We start from the raw sequence: 20720 nt of genomic DNA on the forward strand, positions 1-20720 counted from the left end.
TTCTCTTTTATCCCATAAGCCCGGGCAAAAACGTCACGATCCCCGGGAACAGATACATAAAGATCAGCGCCAGGAAGATCACTCCAATATACGGCAGAAGCGGCTTCACGCTCTTTTCAAGCGGCAGCCCCGCCACCCCGCAGGCAATAAACAAAAATGTGCCTACAGGAGGTGTGATCGCACCAATCTGCATCACAATGATCATGATCACTCCATAATGGATCGGGTCAAATCCAAACGCGTTTCCAACCGCCACAACAATGCCTGCAAACATGGCGATCAGTATGGTCGGATCAAGGAAACATCCAAGCACCATAAAGACCACACACAAAAACAGGGTGCCCAGCAAAGGATTGCCAAGGGTATTCACAGCAAAGTCCAGCACTTCCTTCTGAAGCTGCATCCGGACCAGCACATTGGCCAAAACGCCGGCCGCCGCAATCGTCATAAACACAACCGCTGTGGTCACAGCCGAATTGACAATGATCTCCGGGAAATCCCGGATCTTCAATTTTCTGGAAATGAAAAAACCATAAAACAGGCTGTATGCTATCGCCAGCACGCCGGATTCCGTCGGAGTCACCAGCCCAAAAATAATTCCGCAGAGAATGATCAAAGGCGTGATCAGGGCTGCCAGTGAATCCCAAAACGTGCGCAGGAAATTCTTGAGCGAAAATCTGGTGATCTCGATATCATATCCTCTGCGGCGGTACGCCACATAGTTTACCCCACATTGTAAGAAGCCGATTAAAATGCCGGGGATCACCCCGCCCAGAAACAGCTTTGCCACAGGAGTTTCCGTATAAAAGGAATAAAGGATCATGGCGATACTGGGTGGAATGATCGGGCTCAGCATGGAAGAGCCTGCCGTCACCGCAACTGCATAATCTTTGTCATACCCCTGCTTTTCCATAGCCGGGATCAGCATTCCGCCGATAGCCGATGCATCCGCTGCGCCGGACCCCTGGATCCCGCCAAACAGCATGGAGGTAATGATATTAACGTATCCCAGCCCTCCTTTAAACTGCCCCACGGCAGCATTGGCGAAGTTGACCAGCTTGTCGGTGATCTGCGCCTTCCCCATGATATTTCCGGCCAGGACAAAAAACGGGATCGCCATTAAGGCAAAGGAGTTAATGCTTCCAAACAGACGGATCGTCACCAGGGAAAACGGAATATCCATTGCAATGACAAAGATGATCGCCGTCATAAGGGTTGACATAAAGATTGGAAACCCCAGAAAAATAAAAATCATCAGGACTGCAAATACGAGCAACGCCTCCAGCATATTACTGCTCCTCCTTTCTCACCGGTTTCTGAAACAGCGTAATCGAGTACTCCATGATCAGAAATGCACAACCGGCGGGTATTGCCGCATAAAACCAGGCGATCGACAGATCCGGCAGATTCTGAAGCATGGTCTTTCTGCTGTTCAGAGTATAGATGACCCCTTCCCTCATGACTGCCAAAAGTGCAATGATAACGATAACTGTCGCTGCTTTTTTCGCATAGATCATCTGTTTCTCCGACAGGAATTTTTTCAGGAAAAACTCCACACTGAGGTGGGAGTTATGCTTTACCCCAACGCTGGCTGCCAAAAATGCAACCCATATGGCTGTCAGGCGGATGACTTCATCCCCCCATGCAAACGGCCGCAGGCTTGCCGAGGTAAAGTACCGCAGCGTGATCTGCACCAGGCTCAGCGCCACAATCCCTCCAAGCATGGTAATGATCGCACACGAGCGGATTTTATCCAGTATTTTATATAGTTTTCCTACCATATACGCTCCTTATAAACACAAGGGAGTGTCTGCCACTCCCCTGCTTTTCCTTATTCTTTGTAACGTCCGTCCCTACTTTAGCTCAATGATCATGTCAATAAAGGAATTCCAGTTATCCCCTTTCGCCCTGTACTCCTCCAGCATCGGCTGGCAGGCTTCCACCCATTTGTCGATATCCTGGAGTTCTGTTATGACAACGCCTTCGCTCTTCATCACTTCCAGAGCCGCTTCATTGTCCTCGTCATCCAACGCGTCCTGATAAGCCTCTGTCTCGTCCACAGACTCTTTGACGATCTGCTGCAGATCCTCCGGAAGGCCCTTAAACCAGTCTGCATTGAAATAGAACTGGATACATGCCATGCAGTGATTGGTGATCGCAAGGTTTTTTGCATTATCCTGGAACTTCATGGAGTTGATCATGGAAGGTGATGCCTCCATTCCATCCATAACCTTTGTCTGAAGCGCAGTGTAAACCTCATTCCAGTCCATGGTCGTTCCCGATGCCCCCAGACTCTCAAACATGGAAATATACACTGCATTCGGGCCTCTCATCTTTAAGCCCTTCATATCCTCTAAGCTGGTCACCGGAGATACGGTCAGCATATCTCTTGACCCCATGGACATGGTTCCGTATGTATAGAAACCATACTCACCGAGTCTGTTATTGACTTCATCCTCCATGGCCCTGGTGATTTCCCGGTACTGGTCATTGCTGTCAAATAGAAACGGGAACTCATACATCTGCAGTTCCGGTACCCATACGCCCGGACCGGTTCCCGGAGCCGCCAGCACAAGCTCCAACGCTCCTGCCTGGCACATCTCCACCTGTTCGGACTGGCTTCCCAGCTCGCTTCCGAAATTGGCGGTAGTCTTGATCCTTCCGCCTGATTTCTCCTCTACGGTCTTGCAGAAGAACTCCAGGGCCTTACCGATGGTTCCGGTCTGTGCCTGATTCGTCGTTGTACGCAGTTCATACACCCTGCCATCGTCAGCAGGCTTGGCCGCTTCTGTCTGTAGCGCCTCACTCTGCGCCGCTTTCGTCCCTGCGGCTTCAGCGGCTGCCGCTTCTGTTGCTGCCGGCTGACTGCTTCCGGAAGAGCTGCATCCCCCGATGACCGCCGCTGTCAGGACTGCTGCCATAAGTAAAACTCTTTTTTTCATAATACACCTTCTCCTTTTGTATTTTGTTGTTGAGTTTCTTATGCGGACATTATAACACTATGTGATTTATATAACGATGGTAATAGATGCTCTCAAGGTGGTATATCCTGCGAATATTATGGTTTTCGTTATTAATATAACAGTATTTACCATTGCTTTCCCGCCAGATTTTATTAGAATAAAAGTATAATTAATGAACAAATTTTAATGGAGTGATGTACAACATGCAAAAAATCCCCTTTACAGATCATCAGTTTGTGATCAATGAGGATTACCGCATCTATTCTTACTACGACACCAGCAAAGACAGGATTTACAAACACTGCCACAAATTCTATGAATTGTATATCCTGATTTCCGGCCATGTGAAGTATTCCACAGCCGGAAACTCCTTTTTTCTCGCGCCGGGAGATTTTCTTTTCATCAACAAACTGCAGGAGCATTTCCCGGAGGTCCTGGATTTTTCCGTGCCCTATGAGAGAATGGCTTTGCATGTTTCTCCCGAGGTGCTGCAGGAACTCTCCTGCGGCAATGTGAATCTGGCGGCGATATTTACCGCAAATGAATTTAAAGTCTATCACTATCCTCCCGCCCTGCATTCCCAGATCACGGCGCATTTGGACACACTGTTTGAGCTGTACCATTCGCCGGATACCTATGGTTCCAAAATCCTTGGCCGAAGCACCCTGGCCGCCCTTTTTGTCCTGTTTAACAAATACATGGATACCCCCTCTATCTATTCCTTTGGCAAACAAAACAAGAACATCCAGATCATTCCTCTCGTAGAGAGCTATGTGAGAAATCATCTGAACGAAAAGATAACCGTAGAAGATCTGGCGGCTCATCTGTTTTTCAACAAGTACTATTTCATGCACCAGTTTAAGGAGATCTCCGGCATGTCGGCTTATCAGTTTGTACAAAAAGTGCGGCTGACGGTCCTGACCGAAATGGTAAAAGAAGGATGTCCTCTCGCCATAGCCACCGCGCGATGCGGGTTTCAGGATTATTCCAACTTTTACAAACTCTTCAAGAAAGAATTTGGATGCAGCCCGAAAGAATTTTTCCAAAAGTAAAAAGCGTCTGGCGACAGATATCGCCAAACGCTTTTTACTTTTGCTCAGACTTATTTTGTATATGCCGCAGCATTCTTGCCTGCGATCCGGCCGAATACCACCGTATCAGTCAGTGCGTTGCCGCCCAGACGGTTGCTTCCGTGGATACCTCCGGTCACCTCGCCGGCTGCGTACAGGCCCGGGATCACATTGCCGTCCTTATCGATCACTTCCGTGTTGGTGTTGATCTTTACGCCGCCCATGGTATGATGCACGGTCGGCACGCGCTCCGCTGCATAGAATGGACCGTCGTTGATGCCGTTGTTTACCTTGTCGGTGTCTGTAAACAGGGTGCGGCCAAATTCATCTGGCTGTCCCTCCAGATCGCCGCCCAGGCAGTGGCGGTTGTACTCTTCCACGCTGGCAACCAGGTTCTCCGCCGGTACGCCGATCTTCTCCGCCAGCTCTTCTAAGGTATCCGCCTTGTAAGCCCGCCCTGCGGCTACCAGGTCATTGATGGTCTCGTTGAAGTTATTTACCTCATCGCCGGTGGGGTATCCGTCGCTGTCCATAATGATGTACATGGTGCTGTCCGGCTGATCGAACAGGCCTAAGGTCATCTCGTCGCGGCGCCCGCCCTCATTTACAAAACGCTTGCCTTCCTTGTTTACAAAGATACGGCTCTCTACCGCATGCTCAATGTTGCCGGACAGGCTTCCGGTCTTCGGATCGCCCAGGGGGAGCAGCTGGATGTTGCCCATCTGCACCAGATCTGCGCCTATTTCCTCGGCCATCACGATACCGTCGCCGGTGATCGCGGTGGTGTTGGTGGAAGGGATGGTCTCATCCAGAGTCGGCCATAACTTGGTCTCCTCGTTGTACTTCTCACGCATCTCCACGTTCTGGCCAAAGCCGCCGGTTGCCAGAACAACACCGTTGTTTGCTTTTACAGTGACGGTGTTCCCGGTCTCACCGGTGCACACTACACCGGTCACAACGCCGTCCTCCATGATCAGATGCTCTGCTTTGGTGTTGTACTTCACGGTGATGCCGTCATTCTTTTCCATATAGCCTTTGTAAGTTTTGAAGAAACCGGAACCCTCCGGCTCCACCGGCTTATGCGCGCGCTCCCACATACCGCCGGTCACGGTGAATACGCCGTCCTGGAATTCCATCCCCAGGGATTTCAGCCATTCTACACCGTCCCAGGCATTCTCAACCAGGGTGCGAACCAGATCCGGATCGCCCTGCTTGTCTCCGCCCTCGTAGGTCTGCTCATAATGGAAATCCACACTGTCATTTCTCGCCAGAGCAGTCTCGCTGCCGTCATCCACAGCATTTAAAGCGCCCCCTGCCAAAGCGGTATTGCCGCCCATATTGGAAGTCTTCTCAATCACGATCACAGACTTTCCATCCTGGTTTGCCGTAACAGCCGCCGCCATACCGGCTCCGCCCGCTCCGATCACGACCACATCTGCGGTCAGTTCCTCGTCGGCCTCCGCAATCTTTTCAAGCTTCACTGCCTTTAAAGCCTCCGGGTCGCCACCCGCCTGCTTCACACAGTCAGCAACGCCTTCCAGGATCGCGTTGCTGGTCAGCGTCGCGCCGGAAACCGCATCAATTCCAAGCCCCTGAAGCTCGATGATCTGCGCCGGCATGGACTCGCAGACCGGCTCGCCGATGCCCGGGGTCTCCTCATGATCCAGCGTGATCTCCGTGATGGCGTCACTGCTGAAGGTCACGTTCACGGTCATCTCCTTCATGCCTGTCACAACCGCGCTGTAGGTCCCCGGTGTGTAGGCTCCTGCTTCTGCATCTGACGGCGCCGCCGTGGTAGTGGTCTCTGCCGCTGTGGTCGTGTCCGCAGGCTTTCCCTGGCAACCGGCCAGAGAAGCAGCCATGACTGCAGCCATTGCAAGGGCTGCAAAACGTCGGTTCTTTCTCATAGATAAAATCCTCCCTTTCGTGTTAGGTTAACACTGTTAACTTTGTGTTAAAATTTTATCATATCCAACGTTATAAATCAAGTACAAGTTGCCTTGAGTTTCCGCATTTTGCAGCGGCGGCGGCCGGGGGACAGAGCAAAACCGCTTCTGCTCTGTCCCCCGGCCGCCGCCGCTGCAAAATGCGGAAACTCAAACAGGTTACCTGTTATCGCCCCGCCGTCTTTTCCAGATTCTCATAGATCCGCTGCTGAAGCTCCCGGATCCGGTCCTCCGGCCGCTCGCCCTCCAGCATCAGGCCGCTGTTGATGACGAAGGCGCTCCCATACGCCAACGTCTGAAAATTAAAGTAATAAGCCCGCTCCAGTTCCTTTGAAAGATTATGCTCCCGGCAATAAAAACGGAACTGGTCCGCCATCATGCGAAAGCTTTTCCATTTGCGGATCCCGAGCTGTGTCTCATCGATCGTATGCCAGAACGACGGGTCGATCAGAAACGGATACTTGCAAAGGCAGCCGATGTACGCTTCATTCATCGCCAGATGAGCCTCTTTATACCTGCCCGGGAAACGGTCCCTGACCGCCTCCATGGACTTTGACAATTCCTCATCCAGACGCCGGGAAATGGTCAGAAAAAACTCCTGCCGCCCCTTAAAATATTTAAAAGGAGCCGCGCAGGAGACATGGCAGGCATCCGCCACCGCCCTTGCTGAAAACCCGTCCATACCGTTTTCCTTAAGCTGGCGGATACCCTCCGCGATCAGTTCTTCTTCCAGATTCCTTGCACCCATGTTCCTTTAAATTCCTTTCAGATAATCGATCACTGCCTGCACAGACCGCTCCCGCACAGGGAGCGTGAGCTCCGGTTCATGGATGTGCTCCAGATAATGGGCGTCCGAATTGCTGACGATCCGGCACCCTTCCAGATAAGGGTTTTCCTTCCTCACCTGATGGAGCTTTTTTAGATCCTTTACCTCCGCCGTTTTAAAACGGCTGTCCGGCGGCACAAATCCCAGATTCGCAATCAGGCTGTTCGCCGTTTTTTCAATATGAGCGGGGAACATAACCCCGCCAAAGGACTCCGTGAGTTCCCACAGGCCGTCAAAGGAAATGTCCGCGCTGTTGATCAAAAGGTACGGCTCCGTCCCCACCCACTCGTCATTCTCATCACAGATCTGCTGTTTCCCGAAAATAGCCTCGTTGTTGGGAAATCTCATCAGCCGTTCATACACATATGCGTCAAAATCCATAGCCTGGGAAAGCTCCGGGAACAGGCATACGGCGTGAACCTCCTCCGAAGTATTGATCTCCATGCCGGGGATCGCCATCACGCCATACTCCTGCGCAAGCTTTAACACCGCCGGGCAGTTTTTGCAGGAGTTGTGGTCTGTCACCGCGATCACATCCAGCCCCTTGATGGCTGCCATGCCCACGATATTGCCCGGTGTCATATCATCATCCCCGCACGGGGAAAGGCAGGAATGGATATGCAGGTCATAGCTTAAGTCAACCATGGCCCTGCCTGTAAACCCACAGCGCCGCGTCAAAGATCGGCTTCTCCGTGCCAAGGACCGTGATCTCCTGATCCTTTGCTTTCTTTAAAGCCACCTCGTCTAAGGCCACGCCCTCCGCCATGATGATACATGCCGCGTCCGCCAGGGTTGCCACTGCCAGCGTATTCATATTCCCCATCACCGTCACCCAGGCGCAGCCCTCCGGCGCATGCCCCATGGCGATGCTCAAAAGATCGCAGCAGAACGGGGTAGTGATCTCCCGCTCCGTGTTCTCCCCCACATTTACGATCTGAAACTCCCCGCTGTCGATCAACTGCTGAACTGTCATATCCATTCTCCTCTTGATTGCTTTTTATTCATCTGTTGGCTGCCTTACAGATCCTCGTCCCCGTCCCGGTTGTCTAAAAGGGACATCTCGCTGGAGATCCTCTGGATATACTCCTTTAAGATATTCAAAGTCTCCTGGCCTCCTGAATTGCCCGCGTGCAGATCGTCCGCCAGAATGGAGACCTCCTCCGACAGCCGGTGCAGATTCTCACGCAGATAATAGACGCAGTCCTTCTCGCTGGCCTGCCCCCGCACGATATCTTCTGCCAGGGCCTTGCAGGTGGGCGCCCCACAGGAACCGCAGTCCAGCCCCGGGAACTTCTTGCACAGCCGTTCCACCTGGTTGAGCCTTGTGAAACTCTCCATCATATTGTCTCCCAGGCTGAACACCGGCTCAAACTGTACCCCTGTGGTCCAGGGCACGATCTGCTCCGCGTTCTCCTCCATATCCATGTGGCTTCGCGCCACCGGCATATATTTGCGCAGGCGTTTCAGCTTCACCTCCGCCACGTAAGGGTTCTCCACAGTCAGCACCCCGCCGACACAGCCCCCGTTACAGGCGTTTAACTCCACAAATTTCAGATTGGAGAACTTCTGGTCCTCCAGATCCTCCAGCACCCGGATCACATTCTCGATGCCGTCCGCCGCCAGGTAATTCTCTGTAAATAAACCTCCCGCTTCACCGCCGCTCCGTCCCCAGCTTATCCCTATCTTGCCGGAGGTGCTAAGCTCCTCCGCATCCTCCCCCACAGCCTTCATATGGGACAGAAGCTGCGGATAGACTTCTTTGATCGCCAGCACATGGTCGATCTCGCTTTTCTCCGTCCCCAGCGGCGCCTTCGCATAGGTCACCTTGGACGGGCACGGGGAAATAAAGCAGATCCCGATGTCCTCTCTGGCAAACCCGGTCTGCTTCATGGCCCGCTTTGCCGCCAGCATCGCTGCCACCTCCACCGGGGGATTCAATGGCAGCAGATGCGGGATCAGGTTGGGGAACCGGACCCGGATCAGCCGCACCACCGACGGGCAGGCTGTGCTGATGATCGGCAGATTGTCCTCATGCTGCGTCAGATATTCCCTTGTGGCGTCCGAGACCAGCTCTGCCGCCGCGCTGACCTCAAACACATCGTCAAAGCCCATCAAAAGAAGGGCATTCAGCACAATATTCACATCGTCTAAATTGTTGAACTGGCTGTACAGGGACGGCGCAGGCAGCGCCACCGTGTAGCGGTACTGCTTCATCACATCCAGCTTGTCATAAGTCGCGCGCTTTGCATGGTGCGGACAGACACGGATGCATTCGCCGCAGTCTATGCAGAATTTGCCGTTGATCTGGGCCTTGCCGCCCCGCACCCGGATCGCCTGGGTGGGACAGCGCTTGATACAGTTGATGCAGCCCTTGCACAGCTCCTCATCCAGCCGCACAGAATGGTAAAATTTGTCCAATCCGCCAACACCTCCTATCGGACAGAACGCCGTCTACTCCAGACGGACCTCCATGGTGATGACCGTCCCCACACCAAGCTCTGTCTCTATCTTCATATCGTCTGTATATTTTTTCATGTTGGGAAGCCCCATGCCGGCCCCAAACCCCAGGCTCCGCACCTCATCCGGCGCAGTAGAGTACCCGGCCTTCATAGCCATCTCCACATCCGGGATCCCCGGTCCCACGTCATCTAAGACCATCTTGATCCTTTGAGGCGTGATCTCCACGGTGATCTCCCCGCCCTTTGCGTGGATCACCATATTGATCTCCCCCTCATACATGGCGATCGCCACCTTGCGGACCGCTTCGGGGCTGACGCCCATCTGCTTCAGCTTCCCCTTCACGTCGCTGCTGGCCTCGCCCGCGCGGGTAAAGTCATCCGGGGAAATGTGGTATTTTAAAACGATCGCGTCTTCCATTATACTGCACCTCCGCCGAGCCCCGCCTTATATAACATCCCACAGGCAGAAAACATCCGGTGACCGGTCTCCATCACGATCAAGTCCCGCTCCTTCGCCATCTCAATGAGCGTCTCATCCGGCTTTTTCCCCCGCACGAAGATCAGGCAGACGATATCCAGCATTTCCGCCGTGCGGATCACCTGCGGATTGCACAGGCCGGTCAGCAGCACGGAGTGGTCTTTGGAAAATGCCAGCACATCGCTCATCATGTCTGACCCGCATGCGCTCCGGACCTCCCGGTCCAGGAACTCCTCTCCTGCCAGCACCCTGGCTCCCAGTATATTCTGAACGTCTCTTGCAGTCATATGGTTTCTCCTCCTGTCATAAGATAATCCGAACAAATCACTACTATAAGAATAGCATTGAAGATGTGAATTATCAACATTATTCGGAAATTGTTTTTCATTTAACATGCAATTTATGTAGATTTTTTGTCAGTTACATGATAAAATATTATGTACATTTGACAAACTGCAAATTAGGAGGAGGGTTTAACATGGCTTGCAAAAAAGAAGGTGTACCTTTCAGCGGGACCCCTGAGCAGGAAGCTGCTTTAAAGAAGGTCATTGCAGAGCTGAAGGACACGAAAGGCGCTTTGATGCCGATCATGCAGCAGGCGCAGGAGATTTATGGTTATCTCCCGATTGAAGTCCAGACCATGATTTCCGATGAGACGGGCATCCCGTTGGAAAAGATTTATGGTGTTTCTACATTTTATGCCCAGTTCGCGCTTCAGCCAAAGGGCAAATATCAGATCTCTGTATGTCTGGGCACCGCATGTTATGTAAAAGGTTCCGGCGCTATCTTTAGCAAACTGGAAGAATTACTCGGTATTACCAACGGGGAATGCACCGCAGATGGGAAGTTTTCTCTGGATTCCTGCCGATGTGTAGGGGCCTGCGGCCTGGCGCCCGTTATGATGATCAACGACGAGGTCTACGGACGTCTTACCCCTGACGATATCCCCGGCATCCTTGCCAAATACCAGTAACGCCTATGATGCCTGAGATTTCCTTAAATATCCTGGATGTAGCAGAGAATTCCACCCGCGCCGGGGCGTCTCTTATAGAGATCACCGTAGATGCGGACATGGCTGCAGACCGGCTTACCGTGATCATCAGGGATGACGGCTGCGGGATGACGGCAGAGCAGGTATCTCACGTGACAGACCCGTTTTTCACCAGCCGCACGACCCGCAAGGTAGGGCTTGGGGTTCCATTTTTCAAATATGCGGCGGAGAGCACCGGCGGGAGCTTCACCATTGAGTCCCAGCCGGGTAAAGGCACTACGGTGACAGCCGTCTTCGTACTGTCGCACATTGACAGGATGCCGCTCGGGGATATTACCAGCACTATACATACACTGGTGGTCTATCACCCGGAATCTGATTTTCTCTACCGTTACAGCTATTGCGGAGCTTCCTTTACCCTGGATACCCGGGAGTTCAGAGAGATTCTGGGAGGGGTTCCGTTTGACGAGCCGGAGATATCAGAATACATCAGGGAATATTTGATTGAGAACAAGATGGAAACTGACGGCGGCGCCGTCTATTGACGCACACTGTCGGAATAAGCAACTGTGGGCGGTACATTTTCCTGTTTCAGAGGATCAGCGTACCGTTTCACAAATACGTATCATTAATGGAGGAATCTAATCACATGAAGAGTCTTGAAGAGTTGAGAGCGATCCGCGAGAAGATGCAGAGCCAGGTGAGCATGCGTGCGGAAGACCATGCCCACACCCGTGTCGTGGTCGGCATGGCTACCTGCGGCATCGCAAGCGGAGCACGGCCGGTCCTGACCACCCTGTCCAACCTGGTACAGGAAAAGGGTCTGACCAATAAAGTATCCGTAACCCAGACTGGCTGTATCGGTTTATGCCAGTATGAGCCGATCGTGGAGATCATGGAACCCGGAAAACCAAAAGTAACCTACATCAAGATGAACCCGGACAAGGCGGCGGAGGTTGTGGAGCGCCACCTGATCGGAGGGCATGTTGTAGAGGCTTACACCTTAGCTTCAGCAGACATCAAATAAGGAGGAACGCAAATGTATCGTTCACATGTATTGGTTTGCGGCGGAACAGGATGTACGTCCTCCGGGAGCCAGCAGATTATGGAAACCCTGAAAGAGGAGATTAAGAAAGCAGGACTGGAACAGGAGGTTTCTGTTGTCCAGACTGGCTGCCACGGTCTCTGTGCACTGGGACCGATTATGATCGTCTATCCGGATGCCAGCTTCTACTCCATGGTCAAAGTAGAAGACATCCCTGAGATCGTACATGAGCATCTGTTAAAAGGCCGTGTTGTTACCAGGCTGTTATACCAGGAGACTGTGACCCAGTCCGGCGTCAAGGCTTTGGTAGACACCGACTTCTATAAGAAACAGCACCGCATCGCACTGCGCAACTGCGGTATCATCAACCCGGAAGTGATCGAGGAGTATATCGGTACCGGCGGCTACCAGGCCCTGGGCAAGGTACTCACCGAGATGACCCCCGATGACGTGATCAAGTGCCTGATGGATTCCGGCCTGCGCGGCAGAGGCGGCGGCGGCTTCCCCACCGGCCTCAAATGGAAGCTGGCCAAGGGCAATGACGCCGACCAGAAATATGTCTGCTGTAACGCCGATGAGGGCGACCCGGGCGCATTCATGGACCGTTCCATCTTAGAGGGCGACCCGCACGCAGTCCTGGAGGCCATGGCGATCGCAGGTTACGCCATCGGCGCCAACCAGGGTTACATATATGTGCGTGCCGAGTATCCGATCGCTGTAGAGCGTCTGAAGATCGCCATCAACCAGGCAAGGGAGATGGAGCTTCTCGGCAAGGATATCTTCGGTACAGGTTTTGATTTTGACATAGACTTAAGACTGGGCGCAGGCGCGTTCGTCTGCGGCGAGGAGACTGCGCTTATGACCTCCATCGAGGGCAACCGCGGTGAGCCAAGGCCGAGACCTCCGTTCCCGGCACAGAAGGGCCTGTTTGGCAAGCCCACCATTTTGAACAACGTAGAGACCTACGCCAACATCCCGCAGATCATCATCAACGGGCCGGAGTGGTTCTCCTCCATGGGTACGGAGAAGTCCAAGGGCACCAAGGTGTTCGCACTGGGCGGCAAGATCCACAACACCGGACTGGTGGAGATTCCCATGGGTACCACCCTCCGCGAGGTCATCGAGGAGATCGGCGGCGGCATCCCGAACGGCAAGAAGTTCAAGGCGGCACAGACCGGCGGTCCTTCCGGCGGATGTATCCCGGCAGAGCATTTTGACATTCCGATCGACTACGACAACCTGATCTCCATCGGTTCCATGATGGGTTCCGGCGGCCTGATCGTTATGGACGAAGACGACTGTATGGTGGATATCGCCAAGTTCTTCCTGGAGTTTACCGTTGAGGAGTCCTGCGGCAAATGTACTGCATGCCGCGTAGGCACCAAGCGCATGGTGGAGATGCTGACCAAGATCACCAAAGGCAACGCTACCATGGAAGATTTAGATAAGCTGGAAGAGCTGTGCTACTATGTGAAAGAGAATTCCGCCTGTGCGCTGGGCCAGACCGCACCGAACCCGGTACTGTCCACCCTCCACTACTTCCGGGATGAATACGAAGCCCATATCAAAGAGAAACGGTGCCCGTCAGGCGTTTGTAAGGCACTGCTCTCCTACCACATTGACCCGGATAAATGTAAAGGCTGTACCTTGTGCGCAAGGAACTGCCCGACGGGCGCCATCATCGGCTCCGTCAAGAATCCACATGTCATCGACCTGGATAAATGTATCAAGTGCGGTGCCTGCATGGAGAAATGTAAATTCGGTGCAATCTACAAACAGTAATGGAGGAGAATTGATATGGAGAATATTACAATTAAAATTAACGGCATAGAAGTAAGCGCTCCAAAAGGTTCCACCATACTGGAAGCCGCACGGCTGGCACAGATTGAGATCCCGACCCTCTGTTTCTTAAAAGAGATCAATGAGATTGCTGCCTGCCGCATGTGCGTGGTGGAAGTCAAGGGCGCCAGAAGCCTGGTCGCTTCCTGTGTCTATCCGATTAACGAGAACATGGAAGTATGGACCAATACCCCCAAGGTACTGGATTCCCGCAGAAAGACCCTGCAGCTTCTCTTATCCAATCACGACCGCAAGTGCTTATCCTGTGTCCGCAGCGGCAACTGTGAGCTTCAGCAGATGGCCAAAGAGCTTGGCGTGGAGGATGAAGCATACTATGACGGCGAGCGCACCCCATCCTGTGTGGATGACAGCGCTGTCCATATGATCCGTGACAACAGCAAATGTATCCTGTGCCGCCGCTGCGTTGCAGTCTGCGAGAAAATACAGGGTATCGGCGTGATTGGCGCCAATGAACGTGGATTTGAAACTTCCATTGGTTCCGCATTTAACATGGGCTTAGGTGAGACCAGCTGCGTATCCTGCGGACAGTGTATCGCAGTTTGCCCGACTGGCGCTCTCCAGGAGAAGTCCCAGGTTGATGAAGTCCTTGCCGCGATCGCAGACCCGAAGAAGCATGTGATCGTGCAGACCGCTCCGGCTGTCCGCGCAGGTCTCGGCGAGGAGTTTGGCTATCCGATCGGCACCAATGTGGAAGGCAAGATGGCCGCCGCGCTGCGCCGGATCGGATTTGACAAGGTATTTGACACAAACTTCAGCGCGGATTTAACCATCATGGAGGAGGCTCACGAGTTCTTGGACCGCGTCCAGAACGGCGGTGTACTGCCGATGATCACCTCCTGTTCCCCGGGATGGATCAAATACTGTGAGCATTATTTCCCGGATATGACCGAGAACCTGTCCAGCTGTAAGTCTCCGCAGCAGATGTTTGGCGCAATCGCCAAATCCTACTATGCAGAGAAGGAAGGCTTAAACCCGGAGGATATCGTTTCTGTATCCATCATGCCCTGTACCGCCAAGAAGTTTGAGGTGCAGCGCCCGGATCAGGCAGCAAACGGGGTTCCGGATGTGGACTACTCCCTGACCACCAGAGAGCTGGCCCGTATGATCCGCAAGGTTGGCCTCAAGTTCCAGAACCTCCCGGATGAGGGCTTCGACGCTCCTCTGGGCCTGGGTACCGGCGCAGCCGTGATCTTCGGCGCTACCGGCGGTGTTATGGAAGCTGCCCTGCGTACCGCAGTAGAGACCCTGACCGGTGAAGAACTGGCAAACTTAGACTTTACCGACGTCCGCGGTATCGCAGGCATCAAGGAAGCCACCTACCCGGTAGCCGGTCTGGATGTAAAGGTTGCTGTGGCCTCAGGCCTGGGCAACGCCAGAAAACTGCTTGAGAAAGTAAAAGCCGGCGAAGCCGACTACCACTTCATCGAGATCATGGGCTGTCCTGGCGGATGTGTCAACGGCGGCGGCCAGCCGCAGCAGCCGGGCTACGTGCGCAACACCGTAGATATCCGGGCTATGCGTGCAAAGGTGCTGTATGATGCAGATAAAGATAACCCGATCCGCAAGTCCCACGAGAACCCGGCGATCAAGGAGCTGTACGCTACCTATCTGGGCGAACCTGGAAGCGAGAAGGCGCATCACCTGCTGCATACAACTTATGTGAAGAGGAAGATCAACAATAACTAAAACAGGAAAATACCCTCTGCGGGATGGAGTATTCCATCTCCGCAGAGGGTACTTCTTTTTAACTTGTATAATTATTTTTTACTCCACTAAACCGGAGGTACATATACGGACATTGATTCTGCCGTTTCCCGGAAACATCTATATCTGCTGGGAAAATCATAATAAAAACATGTACAATTCCATGCTATGATACGGCATCCTCAAAGGCTTGAACAATGCTGCCCGCAATAGCATAAAAATCCCTGTTAGGATCAAGACTTTTACAGCCTCGACTTTTCTAACAGGGATACTTCTTTGTAATGAAAGATTTTAAAACGGTCTAAATCTTACTTGCTGCGATTGCCAAAAAACGTTCCACGGCCAGAGGGCAGCTCGCAACGAATGCCATGTTCTTCCAAATCCTTTGCCGCGTCCTGAGGGTCAAGTGGATTTATATATGGAACGATGACAAACCCAAGGTTTTTTGTCGTCGTGCCATCCTTTTTTACAATACTCAAACCTAGGGTATATTTTCCACCCTCCATTGACATTATATCGTATGTAAACACAATATGGTCAATCTCTGCCACAGGCACCCCGATCGGCTTTTGCGGATAAGCAGCATTTAAAATCAATTTACCATCCTCAAAATAATAAACTCCTTTATCCTTACGGAAACGATAATCCCAACGAGCCACTTTCCGTTCCGTGCGAATCACCATAAACGCCATAAAACCTAAAAATCCAACAACAAAAACAACCCAAAACATATTTTATCCTCCTAAACAGTTATTCTATGCTGCGTTTTTCTTGCTGATCCCGCGAATGACGCTCACCTCCAAATTCATTCTTATGCGTCTCTGTTATACTCTAAACACATACCTCTCCAGCCTCTCAAACGCCTCTTTCACCCGCGCAAGAGGCAGCGCCAGGTTCACACGGATGGAACATGCGCCGTGGAAGGGTCTTCCGTCCTGCCAGGCAACACCCACATCCCAGCCGGCTTTCAACAGCTCATCCAGGGTCTTTCCATGGGCTTTGCACCACTCTGTGCAGTCCAAAAACAGCATATAGGTCCCCTGTGGCTTTGTCACCCGGACCTCCGGGAAATGATCCGCTATATAGTCACAGGCGAAATTGACATTGCAGCTTAAAACCTGGCAGAGCTCGTCCACCCACTCATATCCCTCCGGGCGGTAAGCACCGATCAGGGCATGCATGCTCATGACGTTCATCTGATTATAGTGGGACTTACTGCTCTGCGCCGTCACCCGGTCGCGGAGATATGGATTGTAAATGACATGATATGCCCCGATCAGCCCGGCCAGGTTAAAGGTCTTGGATGGCGCATACAGGGCAATGGTCCTGTTTTTAGCGTCCTCGCTGACAGACTGGGTCGTGATATGACGGCTGCCGTTTAACAGGATATCCGACCAGATCTCATCGGAAATGACCACGCAGTCATTGTCCCTGTAAACCTCCATCGCGCGCTCGATCTCCCACCGCTCCCACACGCGCCCGCATGGGTTGTGAGGGCTGCAGAATACCGCCAGATGGATCTTATTGGCCTTTATCTTCGCATCCATGTCGGCATAGTCCATCCGCCAGATACCGTCCGCATCCTGGACCAGCCCCGAGTGGATAATCTTTCTTCCGGCATTGCCGATGCTCCCGGTAAAACCAATATAGGTAGGGCTGTGCAGTAAAATGGCATCGCCAGGGGCAGAAAAGGCCTCCACCGCAGACACCACGCCTCCCAGCACTCCGTTCTCATAGCCAATGCATTCCGCCGTCAGACCTGTCACTCCATTCCGCGTCTCCTGCCAGCGGATGATGGAATCATAGTACTCTTCTGACGGGTCAAAGTAACCGAATGCCGGATGTCCGGCCCGCCGGATCATCTCCTCCTGCACCGTCGGTACCGTGGCAAAATTCATATCTGCCACCCACATGGGGATCGGGTCAAAACCATCCTTCGGAGCGTCCGGGGCCGCCCCCTTTTTGCTTCCCAGCAGGTCTACCGCGATCGCATCCCGTCCTCTGCGGTCCATAATGGTTGTAAAATCGTACTTCATCTGTCTTCTCCTTTTGTCTGCAAAATCTATATACCTAATTTTATCACAGTCGGAAAGGAAACGCACCATAAGTTTGCTGAAAAGTGACAGAGCCGCCATCATCCGACAGCGGCTCTTGCCCAACAGAAAGTCAGTATTTTTCTAATATCATAAACTTCTATCCAGATCAGTCCTCAAAAGATAAAGGCTGCTGGAAAGCTGACAAACCCGCGCAAGCATCTTCATCTTCAGCCTGCCGCAATATAAAACGAAAACTCAATATCCTTCTCAGCATCGATCCGCCAGTCCGGCTCCACATCCGATCCCCAGCTGTCAATGCCTCCCACGCCCCGGACAGCGCCAAGAATGCACACCACCGTCCTTCGCGCCGGGGGCAGCTCCTCCTGATGTGTTGCATTTTCCAGTTCCTCTGCCGTGTAGGGCAGACAGGTAAATGCAAACGGTTTTCCATGTTTCTCAAATGTCAGGGAAAACGGCTCCCTGTTCTTATCTGCATCCGAACAGACATTGGAAAGGGTCGTATGTCGTTGCACCGTCAGGCGTTCTGTCTCCATATGCATCCCGCAGTCCTGGGGAACCAGATAGGGCGTTACCGGCAGCCCCTTCACCTCGTAGCTCCCCTTCACGCCGCCCGCCATCCGGTCCGGATAGGTCTCTCCGGAAAGGCCGTCATAGACATAACCATCCGCCACCGTCGGCATGATAAACCGCATTCCGAATACCGGAAGCTCAGGAAGCCCCTTTTTGCCGCGATAACGCACATCCACACGGATCCGGCCACCCTCCTTTACAGTATAAGACACCTCGACACGGGTGTGAGGCTTCGTCGCTGTGCGGTAGGTAAAGGAAACTGTGATCTCCTTTGCGGGGATCTCCCCGCCGAACCGGTTATTATCCGGAGCCAGGAATTTTTTTACCTGCTTTCCATCCAGAAAAATGCGGATCTTCTCCGTCTCACGGAACATGTCCGCGCCCATCCACATGGCGCTGCGGCGGGAGAAGCCATTTCCCCGGTCATTGTCCGTGGTGGCTCTCCAGAAGGTGGAGCCCGGCGTCCGGTACAGCCACTCTCTTCCACAGATCACAAGGGACTCCATTCCGCCTGCTGCATAGGAAAACAGATAGTCAAATCCTTCCCCGTGCACACCCAGGACCACATCGCCGAATACGATCCGCAGCTTACCTGTATGTAGCTTACCTGTACTTGCCATAGTAATATTTCACCTCCTGCATGGCCGGTTTGGGCGTCCTGTCCGCAAACACGATCCCATCCCCGGAAAACTCATAGTCGGACGGCCTGTCGTCAAAATCACCGCCGTACCGCAGCACCTGCCGCCCGGTCACTTCATCCTCGACAAAAAGCGCCTGGTCGATAAAATCCCAGATATAACCACCCTGATACCGTTTGTACTGGTCTAACAGCTCCATATAGGTTTTTAAGCCGCCCATGGAATTGCCCATATCATGCATATATTCGCACAGCAGAAACGGCTTATTCCCGTCGCCCTCCAGATATGCTGCGATCCGCTGTGGCGGCGCGTACATCTGGCTTTCCATATCGGATATGCTGTCCTCGTAGGCCCGGTTGTGGAAAACGCCCTCGTAGTGGATCAGCCTGCCGTCCTGTTTCTCCTTCAGATATTCCTGCATGGCTTTTATATCATCTCCGGCATAGGATTCATTTCCCAGAGACCAGAAAATGATGGAGACATGATTCTTAAAGGTCTCAAAATTGGTGCGCACCCGGTCCAGCACCGCCTCCCGCCACTGGGGTACACTGCCCGGCACATTCCAGCTCGGTTCCACCGCCCCCATCTTCTGCCAGGAACCGTGAGACTCCAGGTTGGCCTCGGCCATCATGGAAATGCCTTCCGCATCACACAGATAATACCACCCAATCTGGTTCGGGTAATGGCAGGTGCGCACGCTGTTGATATGATTTTCATGAAAACAGTCCATATCCCAACGCATATCCGCCTCCGTGACCACCCGCCCGCTGCGGGCATTCCACTCGTGGCGGTTCACACCATTTATGATCAGCCGTTTCCCGTTCAGCTCCATGACGCCGTGGCGCAGGGCAACGCGGCGGAAACCGATGTCATAAGGAACGATCTCCACAACCTTCCCTTCCGGTGACAGGATGCGGATCTCCAGGCGGTAGAGGTTAGGAGCTTCATGGTTCCACGCCAGTACCGGTCCAACCTTTGCCTGCTCCAGTTCGAGCTTTGCCGTGTAAATTCTGCTCTCCTTCGCAACTCTGCCTCTATCTTCGTCCGCAATTACCTCTTTATTGTCCGATGCGGACTTTTCCAACACTGCCTCTCCCGACACAGCATCTCCCGGCACAATTCCTTTCGATACATCCTCTTCCCACATAATTGGAAGTTTTTTATCAAGTATCAGAGATCCATCTGCAGCCTTGATGCAGCACTGTACACGACAGCCTTCAATGCAGCCCCTCGATGCCGCTTCTCCCGACAGAGTAAGCTCCAGGGCAAACTGCCCATGTTTCCCATCCTTTAAAAGCTCCGGCTTCGCCCACATATCCTCCACATGCACCTGCGGCTTTGCATAGAGCTTCACATCCCGGAAGATCCCGGAGAACCGAAAGAAATCCTGATCCTCCAGATAAGCCGCCGTGGAGCGCTTGTGGACCTCCACCGCCAGCAGATTCCCTGTTTCCCGGATATACGGGGTCAGGTCAAATTCCGACGGGGTGAAGCTGTCCTCCGCGTAACCCACAAACTGGCCGTTCAGCCAGACGTACATCGCCTGCTCCACGCCCTCAAAAGAGATGGATATACGCTTTCCGCAAAGCCCTTTTTCCAGATCAAATATTAAACGGTAAGAACCCACCGGGTTATACTCCGCCTCCGAAAACTGCCCGGTCTGGCAATCTTCCTTCCGTTTTGCACGCATCCTGCCAGCCACACCTGTCCCTGCATGCTCCTGGACATCCGCCGTCCGGTCGCCCCCCTGACCATCCGCGCTGCATCCCGCATACGCCGGACGCCGATAGAGATGCCCTTCCCAGGGATACATAGTATTGATATAGTGGATCCGGTCGTACCCCGCCAGCTCTATATGCCCTGGCACAGCGAACGTTCCAAACCGGGATGTGTCCGCATCCTCCCGGTAGAAATCCACGGGACGGGCCGCGGCGTTCTTCGACCAGCAAAACTGCCAGGTTCCGTTCAAACACTGAACGAGCCCGTTTTCTCCACTTTTATATTCTTCCTCTGACCCAAAAAACCTGTGATCTGAGTGCGCTGGCATCTGTCCGACCCGGAACACCTCCGGGTCATCCAGCCATCTAAGCTCCGGCTTCATAAAAGACCTCCT

The 20720-nt window shown here is 53.0% G+C and carries 20 protein-coding genes; 6 read left to right on the top strand and 14 right to left on the bottom strand.

Translation table 11 applies throughout. The annotated features are described in order from the left end of the window. Positions 1 to 7: 7 nt before the first annotated feature. From AB1I67_RS21320 to AB1I67_RS21330, 3 genes are all read right to left on the bottom strand, one after another. The gene (locus tag AB1I67_RS21320; protein WP_367032296.1) at positions 8 to 1288 is read right to left on the bottom strand and encodes a TRAP transporter large permease; all 1281 of its coding nucleotides are present in this window, start codon (positions 1286 to 1288) and stop codon (positions 8 to 10) included. A 1-nt stretch (position 1289) separates the two neighbouring features. After that, positions 1290 to 1781, bottom strand: coding sequence for a TRAP transporter small permease (locus AB1I67_RS21325; RefSeq protein ID WP_367032298.1), 492 nt, complete (start codon positions 1779 to 1781; stop codon positions 1290 to 1292). Between the two features lie 72 nt (positions 1782 to 1853). After that, complete coding sequence (locus AB1I67_RS21330) at positions 1854 to 2942, bottom strand: TRAP transporter substrate-binding protein (protein WP_367032300.1); 1089 nt, start codon at positions 2940 to 2942, stop codon at positions 1854 to 1856. A gap of 224 nt (positions 2943 to 3166) precedes the next feature. Here AB1I67_RS21330 and AB1I67_RS21335 point away from each other — a divergent pair, with 224 nt between their 5' ends. Further along, the gene (locus AB1I67_RS21335) at positions 3167 to 4015 is read left to right on the top strand and encodes an AraC family transcriptional regulator (RefSeq protein WP_367032301.1); all 849 of its coding nucleotides are present in this window, start codon (positions 3167 to 3169) and stop codon (positions 4013 to 4015) included. Positions 4016 to 4065: 50 nt separating this feature from the next. Here AB1I67_RS21335 and AB1I67_RS21340 read toward each other — a convergent pair whose 3' ends face one another. The 7 genes from AB1I67_RS21340 to AB1I67_RS21370 all read right to left on the bottom strand — a co-directional run bounded on the left by AB1I67_RS21340 (position 4066) and on the right by AB1I67_RS21370 (position 10029). Then, positions 4066 to 5940, bottom strand: coding sequence for a flavocytochrome c (locus tag AB1I67_RS21340; RefSeq protein ID WP_367032302.1), 1875 nt, complete (start codon positions 5938 to 5940; stop codon positions 4066 to 4068). A 205-nt stretch (positions 5941 to 6145) separates the two neighbouring features. Further along, a complete protein-coding gene (locus tag AB1I67_RS21345) occupies positions 6146 to 6727 on the bottom strand; it encodes a helix-turn-helix domain-containing protein (protein ID WP_367032304.1) in 582 nt (193 codons plus the stop codon). A 6-nt stretch (positions 6728 to 6733) separates the two neighbouring features. Further along, a complete protein-coding gene (locus AB1I67_RS21350; protein ID WP_367032306.1) occupies positions 6734 to 7483 on the bottom strand; it encodes a PHP domain-containing protein in 750 nt (249 codons plus the stop codon). Further along, on the bottom strand, positions 7443 to 7778 hold the full coding sequence (locus AB1I67_RS21355; protein WP_367032307.1) for a hypothetical protein: 336 nt from the start codon (positions 7776 to 7778) through the stop codon (positions 7443 to 7445). The genes AB1I67_RS21350 and AB1I67_RS21355 overlap by 41 nt, the downstream gene beginning before the upstream one ends. A 44-nt stretch (positions 7779 to 7822) precedes the next feature. Beyond that, on the bottom strand, positions 7823 to 9223 hold the full coding sequence (locus AB1I67_RS21360) for a [Fe-Fe] hydrogenase large subunit C-terminal domain-containing protein (protein WP_367032308.1): 1401 nt from the start codon (positions 9221 to 9223) through the stop codon (positions 7823 to 7825). A 33-nt stretch (positions 9224 to 9256) separates the two neighbouring features. Beyond that, complete coding sequence (locus tag AB1I67_RS21365) at positions 9257 to 9682, bottom strand: ATP-binding protein (protein WP_367032310.1); 426 nt, start codon at positions 9680 to 9682, stop codon at positions 9257 to 9259. Next, entirely contained in the window at positions 9682 to 10029 is a 348-nt protein-coding gene (locus AB1I67_RS21370) for a DRTGG domain-containing protein (protein WP_367032312.1), read from the bottom strand. The genes AB1I67_RS21365 and AB1I67_RS21370 overlap by 1 nt, the downstream gene beginning before the upstream one ends. A 191-nt stretch (positions 10030 to 10220) precedes the next feature. Between AB1I67_RS21370 and AB1I67_RS21375 the strand changes: the two genes are divergently transcribed. The 5 genes from AB1I67_RS21375 to AB1I67_RS21395 all read left to right on the top strand — a co-directional run bounded on the left by AB1I67_RS21375 (position 10221) and on the right by AB1I67_RS21395 (position 15324). After that, on the top strand, positions 10221 to 10715 hold the full coding sequence (locus AB1I67_RS21375; protein WP_367032313.1) for an NAD(P)H-dependent oxidoreductase subunit E: 495 nt from the start codon (positions 10221 to 10223) through the stop codon (positions 10713 to 10715). A 5-nt stretch (positions 10716 to 10720) separates the two neighbouring features. After that, the gene (locus tag AB1I67_RS21380; protein WP_367032315.1) at positions 10721 to 11278 is read left to right on the top strand and encodes an ATP-binding protein; all 558 of its coding nucleotides are present in this window, start codon (positions 10721 to 10723) and stop codon (positions 11276 to 11278) included. Positions 11279 to 11382: 104 nt separating this feature from the next. Beyond that, positions 11383 to 11760, top strand: a complete 378-nt coding sequence (locus tag AB1I67_RS21385) for a (2Fe-2S) ferredoxin domain-containing protein (RefSeq protein WP_367032316.1) — start codon at positions 11383 to 11385, stop codon at positions 11758 to 11760. Between the two features lie 12 nt (positions 11761 to 11772). Further along, the gene (gene nuoF / locus AB1I67_RS21390) at positions 11773 to 13560 is read left to right on the top strand and encodes an NADH-quinone oxidoreductase subunit NuoF (RefSeq protein WP_367032318.1); all 1788 of its coding nucleotides are present in this window, start codon (positions 11773 to 11775) and stop codon (positions 13558 to 13560) included. Positions 13561 to 13575: 15 nt separating this feature from the next. Beyond that, positions 13576 to 15324, top strand: coding sequence for an NADH-dependent [FeFe] hydrogenase, group A6 (locus tag AB1I67_RS21395; protein WP_367032319.1), 1749 nt, complete (start codon positions 13576 to 13578; stop codon positions 15322 to 15324). A gap of 326 nt (positions 15325 to 15650) precedes the next feature. On the opposite strand, the gene AB1I67_RS21400 is transcribed toward AB1I67_RS21395, so the two are convergent. From AB1I67_RS21400 to AB1I67_RS21415, 4 genes are all read right to left on the bottom strand, one after another. After that, a complete protein-coding gene (locus AB1I67_RS21400) occupies positions 15651 to 16073 on the bottom strand; it encodes a hypothetical protein (protein ID WP_367032320.1) in 423 nt (140 codons plus the stop codon). Between the two features lie 93 nt (positions 16074 to 16166). Further along, positions 16167 to 17378 (bottom strand): aminotransferase class I/II-fold pyridoxal phosphate-dependent enzyme, encoded by a 1212-nt coding sequence (locus AB1I67_RS21405; RefSeq protein ID WP_367032321.1) that lies wholly within the window; start codon positions 17376 to 17378, stop codon positions 16167 to 16169. A 227-nt stretch (positions 17379 to 17605) separates the two neighbouring features. After that, positions 17606 to 18589 (bottom strand): beta-galactosidase small subunit, encoded by a 984-nt coding sequence (locus AB1I67_RS21410; protein ID WP_367032322.1) that lies wholly within the window; start codon positions 18587 to 18589, stop codon positions 17606 to 17608. After that, positions 18573 to 20708, bottom strand: coding sequence for a glycoside hydrolase family 2 TIM barrel-domain containing protein (locus AB1I67_RS21415; RefSeq protein WP_367032324.1), 2136 nt, complete (start codon positions 20706 to 20708; stop codon positions 18573 to 18575). The genes AB1I67_RS21410 and AB1I67_RS21415 overlap by 17 nt, the downstream gene beginning before the upstream one ends. Positions 20709 to 20720: the final 12 nt, after the last annotated feature.

Source organism: Clostridium sp. AN503 (assembly GCF_040719375.1).
GTDB lineage: Bacteria > Bacillota > Clostridia > Lachnospirales > Lachnospiraceae > Brotaphodocola.